Source organism: Parasphingorhabdus sp. (genome assembly GCF_049667325.1).
Lineage (GTDB): Bacteria > Pseudomonadota > Alphaproteobacteria > Sphingomonadales > Sphingomonadaceae > Parasphingorhabdus.
This window is the reverse complement of sequence record NZ_JBATHY010000212.1, coordinates 1-6,237: the sequence shown is the minus strand read 5'-3', so window position 1 is coordinate 6,237 and position 6,237 is coordinate 1. Positions and strand designations below refer to the sequence as shown.

The 6,237-nt window shown below is 55.7% G+C and carries 6 protein-coding genes; 4 read left to right on the top strand and 2 right to left on the bottom strand.

What is annotated here, in order from left to right:
• Window positions 1–1,015: 1,015 nt before the first annotated feature.
• From WBM93_RS09655 to WBM93_RS09645, 3 genes are all read left to right on the top strand, one after another.
• Window positions 1,016–1,627, top strand: a complete 612-nt coding sequence (locus WBM93_RS09655) for a hypothetical protein (protein ID WP_424431323.1) — start codon at window positions 1,016–1,018, stop codon at window positions 1,625–1,627.
• A gap of 107 nt (window positions 1,628–1,734) precedes the next feature.
• Complete coding sequence (locus WBM93_RS09650) at window positions 1,735–2,454, top strand: response regulator (RefSeq protein WP_424431321.1); 720 nt, start codon at window positions 1,735–1,737, stop codon at window positions 2,452–2,454.
• The gene (locus WBM93_RS09645) at window positions 2,451–3,851 is read left to right on the top strand and encodes a sensor histidine kinase (RefSeq protein ID WP_424431319.1); all 1,401 of its coding nucleotides are present in this window, start codon (window positions 2,451–2,453) and stop codon (window positions 3,849–3,851) included. Before WBM93_RS09650 ends, WBM93_RS09645 begins: the two co-directional genes overlap by 4 nt.
• Before the next feature lie 44 nt (window positions 3,852–3,895).
• Here WBM93_RS09645 and WBM93_RS09640 read toward each other — a convergent pair whose 3' ends face one another.
• The gene (locus tag WBM93_RS09640) at window positions 3,896–4,144 is read right to left on the bottom strand and encodes a hypothetical protein (RefSeq protein ID WP_424431317.1); all 249 of its coding nucleotides are present in this window, start codon (window positions 4,142–4,144) and stop codon (window positions 3,896–3,898) included.
• Complete coding sequence (locus WBM93_RS09635) at window positions 4,141–5,529, bottom strand: M28 family peptidase (protein ID WP_424431315.1); 1,389 nt, start codon at window positions 5,527–5,529, stop codon at window positions 4,141–4,143. Before WBM93_RS09635 ends, WBM93_RS09640 begins: the two co-directional genes overlap by 4 nt.
• Before the next feature lie 187 nt (window positions 5,530–5,716).
• Here WBM93_RS09635 and WBM93_RS09630 point away from each other — a divergent pair.
• The coding region (locus tag WBM93_RS09630) for an ATP-binding cassette domain-containing protein (protein WP_424431313.1) at window positions 5,717–6,237 on the top strand (521 nt) is incomplete at its 3' end.

The following is a 6,237-nucleotide window of genomic DNA, read 5'->3' as shown; positions in this document are numbered from 1 at the left end:
TCCGGAATCGGCCATTTTTAACAATATCCCTATTGTCTTGGCCGATATTTTCGAAAATGTAAGGATATTGTCAGCGTCTCTGGTAGTCGGAATCTCGCGAAACCAGGCGATCGCAGCCATATGCATTCATGCTCAGAGCATCAGCATTTCAGCCAAATATCGGTCGTTCAACGCAATAATGATTGTTACAGTTAGGAAACTATCCCGATCCTCGCCTGCGTCTGTCGATGTGCCGGCAGTTTCTGCCCAAGCCCTCCAATATAATCGCCTGATTGCCGAGATTCGTCCCGAATATGGGCTGATAGTAAACTTATGTTTGCAATGATGAACATTATGTTTTCGAAGAACAAGCTTGCGGTTTCCGTTTTCGCGCTGTTGCGGTTCTGGATTGAGGATCCAGCTAGAAATTATCGATTTGGGAAGATTTTGACACGCTGTGTTCGCCTGTGAAATCAAAAATAGCCAAGCAAATACCGATCTTGACAAGAACATTGCACTTTAAATTACTTTGGCCTGCATGTTTCTTGTACGGTGATCCGGCGAGTTACAGGTTGGCAGGAAAAGCGCTGAAATCTTGCTGGCAAAAGATTTGTCTTGTTTTCATATTTTACCGCTTTTTAGCCAAATATCGCGAATGATGCCGGTCAAAAATAGCCGATACAATTGTCCGTATGATTCTTGTCTGTCTCGTTTTTGTCGACCGAACAACAAGGTTGCTGTTCGATTAGACCGACAATCGCTCTGCGATTTGGCGGTAAGGAACGCAAATATGCGTCGTTCGGTCGCGGTCGCCCTTAAGCGGAACATAATGTTATTGTTCATTCGGCTTTTCACCGGGATATTTGCCGAAATCGGACGATTATCTTGCGCGTGAATGAATAGTTCGCGCCATCCGATACAATTTGCGACAATTTTGGGCCGTTCTGACAAAGTTCAGCGACAAGTGGCGATTAGAAAGACATTCATGACGGAAAGACAAACCGTCTCCCTGAACTGGAATATGAGGAATAGGATTATGAAAAAGGCAATTTTAATTTCGAGCGCAACCGCGATATTGATGGCTGGCGGAATCGCCATAGCCGCTCCCGGCGACCGCGGTATGCGCGCCGACAGCAATGGCGATGGTGCGATCAGTCGTGCCGAATTGACCCAATCGCTCGATGCGCGCTTCACCAAGATGGACGTCAATGGCGATGGCCAGCTTTCCAAGGCCGATCGCGAAGCCAGGCAGGCAGAGCGATTTGCCAAGAATGACACCAATGGTGACGGCGAACTGTCACCGGCGGAAATCGAAGCCGCACGCGCCGAACGCAAGGCCAATCGTTTTGCCCGCATGGACAAGGACGGCAACGGCAAGTTGAGCCAGGAAGAAGCGCAGGCGATGCACGGAAAACGTGGCGGTCGAGGCGGAAAGGGCATGCGCGGTCACCGCGGGGGCAAGGGCATGGCTATGATGCGCCAGGCCGATACCAACGGTGATCAGATGATCAGCAAAGCCGAGTTCACCGCTGCAGCAATCGCGCGCTTTGAAAAGGCCGATGCCAACAAAGACGGCACGGTCACCCAGGACGAGCGTAAAGCCGCCCGCGATGCCCATCGCGGCCAACGGAACAAAAGAGGCGGTTAATTCCCTGAACCACTCTTTTCGCGAACGGATCGTCAGCCATCTCCCCTTCTCCCCCAAATTGGCTGGCGGTCCGTTCCTTTTTGCATTTCCTGTGATAGGCTGATCCAATGGCGAACAAGATTCACATATTGCTGGTCGATGACGAAGCCTCGCTCCGCGAGCCATTGGCGGATTATCTGATCAAACAGGGCTATAAGGTGCAGCAGGCCAAAGATGCCAGCATCGCTAGATCCCTGATCAACGCCTATAATTTTGACATAATCTTGCTCGATATCATGATGCCCGGCGAAGATGGCCTCAGCCTATGTCGCTATGTCACCGAAAAAACCGATATTCCGGTCATTTTCATCAGCGCCAAAACCGAGGAAACCGAACGCATTATCGGCCTCGAGCTGGGAGCCGACGATTATATCACCAAGCCGTTCAGCCCAAGGGAGCTGGTCGCACGGATCAAGGTTATATTGCGCCGCGCGGAAAAGGGTGGTGCAAGGCAAAATGGCACGAGCGGAGGGGCCTATCAGTTTTCTGGCTGGACGCTCAAATGTGACAAACGCAGTCTGATCGATGCAGAAGGCGTGAACGTGTCGTTGTCGACGGGTGAATATCAGATGCTGCTGGCGCTGGTGTCGCGAGCCGGTCAAGTGCTCAACCGGGATCAGCTTCTGGACATAACCCAGGGCCGCGAGGCCCACGCCTTTGATCGAGCAGTTGACAATCAAATCAGTCGTTTGCGGCGTAAAATTGAGATGGATGCCAAGAATCCGGAAATCATCAAGACCGTATGGGGCGGCGGCTATATGCTGGCCGGTGAGGTAAAGTCCCTGTGAGACGTCTGTGGCCCAATAGTCTGGTCGGACAGATCCTTCTGATCGTGGCGCTGATGCTGTTGCTGGCCCAGGGCATCAACGCTGTTCTGTTCTATCGCGGGGCGCAAACCCAGAATCTGGTCGAGGCCTCTACATCCGCAGTTGCCCGCATTGCATTCGGTTTTGAACGGCAGGCTACGGGTCGTCCCGACGCCAGAAGTATGGCGATGCGCGGGCGGCGCTGGGGACGGTTGAAATTCGGACCCGAGAGCGCGGTCACGGCCGACATGAATCGTCTGCCGGAACTGGAAGCGCGGGCAGGGCAGGCTTTTGTCAATATGGGTGCAGAATTTTCCGATATTCGCGCGGCTTCCGTCCGGCGGTTGCCGAGCGATATGGCGAACTATGTTATCGGGGCCAATCGCGGCCATTGGCGGAACAATCCGATCAACCGTTCGATGGGGGCCAGGGCAACGCCACCGGTAATCAGCGGCTTCATCATCGTCTCGGCGCAACAGGCCGATGGCCAATGGGTCAGCGTTGCCTCCGTGGTGCGTCAGCGGACACCCTTGCTGGTGCGAACCTTGCTGCTCCAGACTATCACTATTTACCTGCTGATGCTAATACCGCTGATCCTGCTGGGACGCTATATATCGAAACCGCTCAAATCGCTCACGGCAAAAGCCCATTCATTCCAGCCCGGAGAAGCAATGGATCTGATCGAGCAGGGACCTCCCGACACACGGGAATTAATCCGAGCGTTCAATGACATGAGTGGCCGCGTCTCCAGCATGCTCGACGAAAAGGATGTTATGCTGGGAGCCATTGGTCATGACCTGCGTACGCCGCTGGCGGCGCTGCGGGTTCGTGTCGAGAATATCGAGGAGGATGTCGAACGGGAACGGATGATCGCCGGCATCGAAGATATGGACCATATGCTCGACGATATCCTTTCTCTGGCACGCCTTGGACGCTCGACCGAGCCATCGTATCCGGTCGACGTTCGTTCGTTGATTGAAACGGTCGTCGACGAGTTCACAGATCTCGGCCATGTTCTGCATTATCAGCGTGGCGAGAAGCAAATAGCAACCATCCGCGAAACTCTGGTCCGCCGCGCGTTGCGGAATCTGATCGGCAACGCGATTCTTTATGGAAAAACTGCGGATATCACTGTGGAAAAGTCTGGCGACAAGTTGATGATAATAGTCGACGATGATGGGCCGGGCATTCCCGAAGAAAAAATCGATGCGATGTTCGAGCCGTTCTTGCGCGGAGAAGCATCGCGCAATCGCGCAACCGGCGGGTCCGGACTCGGGCTGACGCTTGCGCGAGCCATCGCCCGGGATCACGGCGGTGATATCATCCTTGAAAACCGGGAAACGGGCGGTTTGCGGGCCACTCTGTCCTTGCCGGTCTGACCCGCTAATATTGGCGAGCGGTGTCCGGTAAAACGGCTCGCGGGCTAGTTTGCCGGACGATTCGGCAATTGTTTGGGCTCGGGCCCGCCGATACCATCATCGGCCAGCTGGGAATCGATGTCCTTTTCCAGCGCCTTGACCGATTCATCCGCGGCTTCTTCCAGTGACCGGGCGTCTTCTTCTATCTGGCTCTCCATTTCCGCAATGGCCTCTTCCCCTCGTTCCTCGATAGGGGTTTCGGAACAGGCGGCGAGGATCAGCGTGGCCGTAGCGAGGGCATGGCCAATTTTCATTGTTTCACCGGCAGGGTGAAGTTGGCATCGCTGTTGGCGATGATCGAAAGCACCGTGGTCCAGGCTGCGACATTCTGACGCAATTGTTCCGGGTCGATCTTGTCAAGCGTATCATCGGGCGTGTGGTGGAGATCGAAATAGCGACTGCCGTCCTGCTGCAGATCAATGATCGCGAGATTGCTGTCGGCGATGATCGGGCCAATATCCGCGCCGCCGCCGGCCTGGCCAGCCGAACGGCCAATACCCAGGTTCAACAGGTTCGACGCTATCTGGTCCGCAACGGGCTTGGCCCCGTCGGGCAGGGTGAATTCCACCCGCCAGATATTGTCCGCACCAAAATCCGATTCCATCGCTATTGCGTGCTTCTTGTCGCGATGAGCGTCGCGATAGGCTTTTCCGCCCCAGATCCCGACTTCCTCTGCGCCCGCCCATAATAATCTAATGGTACGAAGCGGTTGTCCGTGTTCCTTGATATGCTTTGCCGCCGCGGTGATGATCCCGCAGCCGGCGGCGTCGTCAAATGCACCGGTCGCCAGATCCCAGCTGTCGAGATGGCAGGCAATCAATATCATCGGCAGGGCAGGGTCACTTCCGACGACTTCGGCGATGACATTACCCGATTCCTGCTGCCCGATATTTTTTGGTGTCAGCACCAGTTTCATCGTCACCGGCTTTCCCGATTTTCGCGCCAGTTTAACCATCCGCTCGAGATTGTCCGCATCGGGGAGCGACAGGGCGCCGGTCGGAATGGGTTTGATGCCTTCACCAAAGCCGGTGCTACCCGTATGTGGGTTGCGGTGATAATCAGTGCCGATCGATTTGATTACATAGGCCGCGGCGCCTTTCTGTGAGGCGATCGAGGGACCGAACCAGCGGACCGGACCGAAAGCACTGTAGCTGGAGCCATCCTGCGTCCGGTGCATATTGTGGGTAACAAAGGCGATCTTGCCGGTCAGGCTTCCGTCGGGAACCGCCTTCAGCGCGTCGAGAGAATCAAAATAGGCGACTTCGGCAGTGATCCCATTGGCACCCGTGCTGGCACTATTGCCCAATGCGGTGACCATCAGCTTCTGAGAATAAGGTGCAACAACCTCAGCTGTCTCCTCACCACGCACCCAGGTCGGCATCATGAACGGCTCGCTGCGGACGTTCTCGAAGCCGAGCGACTTCAGCTTTGCGACCGACCAGACCCGCGCCCGGGCTTCCTGTTCGGTGCCCGCCTGGCGCGGTCCGACCTCGGTGGTCAAGCCTTCGACTATGTCATAAGCGACCTCGTCTTGCAGCGCCTTGGCCTGCAGCGCCATGGCGCCATGATTGTCGGCCAGAGCAGAGGTGGACAGAAACAGCGCGGACGCGCCAGCGAGCAGGGTGGATATTTTTCTCATGACCGCTGCCTAACCGGCCTTTTGCGCTTTGCCAATGGTCTCTTGCGGGTCACCGGCGGAATAGCTACATAGGCGCTGAAATTAACCCGTCATCCTGGCGCAAGCCGGGATCTCCTCAATCCGAGCGCCAAGCCGCCTGAGATTCCAGCTTTTGCTGGAATGACGCGCAACTTTGAAAGCAGATTTAATGGCCGTCCAATATAGCTATGTCATGAAAGGTCTCACTAAGACCTTTCCGGGAGCCCCCAAACCGGTGCTCGACAATATTCATCTGCAGTTCCTGCCCGGCACGAAAATCGCCATCATCGGCAAGAACGGCGCCGGTAAATCGACGCTGATGAAAATCATGGCCGGACAGGATGACGAGTTTCAGGGCGAGGCCTGGGCTGGCGAGAATATCCGCGTCGGCTATCTGGCGCAGGAGCCGCAGCTCGACGAGAGCAAGACGGTCAAGGAAAATGTCATGGACGGCGTCCGCGAAGTCGCGGATCTGGTCGGCCGCTTCAACGAAATTTCCAACATCATGGGCGACCCGCCGGAAGATGCGGATTTTGACGCGCTGATGGAAGAAATGGGCGAGCTGCAGGAAAAAATCGACGCGGTCGATGGCTGGACCCTCGACAATCAGCTCGAAATCGCGATGGAAGCGCTGCGCTGCCCGCCCGGCGACAGTCCTGTCACCGATCTTTCCGGTGGCGAAAAGCGCCG

Excerpts from the sequence above, each read along its gene's own strand:
- WBM93_RS09650 (WP_424431321.1), top strand. The coding sequence starts at position 1,735 with ATGGCGAACAAGATTCACATATTGCTGGTCGATGACGAAGCCTCGCTC.
- WBM93_RS09640 (WP_424431317.1), bottom strand. The coding sequence starts at position 4,144 with ATGAAAATTGGCCATGCCCTCGCTACGGCCACGCTGATCCTCGCCGCC.
- WBM93_RS09655 (WP_424431323.1), top strand. The coding sequence starts at position 1,016 with ATGAAAAAGGCAATTTTAATTTCGAGCGCAACCGCGATATTGATGGCT.
- WBM93_RS09635 (WP_424431315.1), bottom strand. The coding sequence starts at position 5,529 with ATGAGAAAAATATCCACCCTGCTCGCTGGCGCGTCCGCGCTGTTTCTG.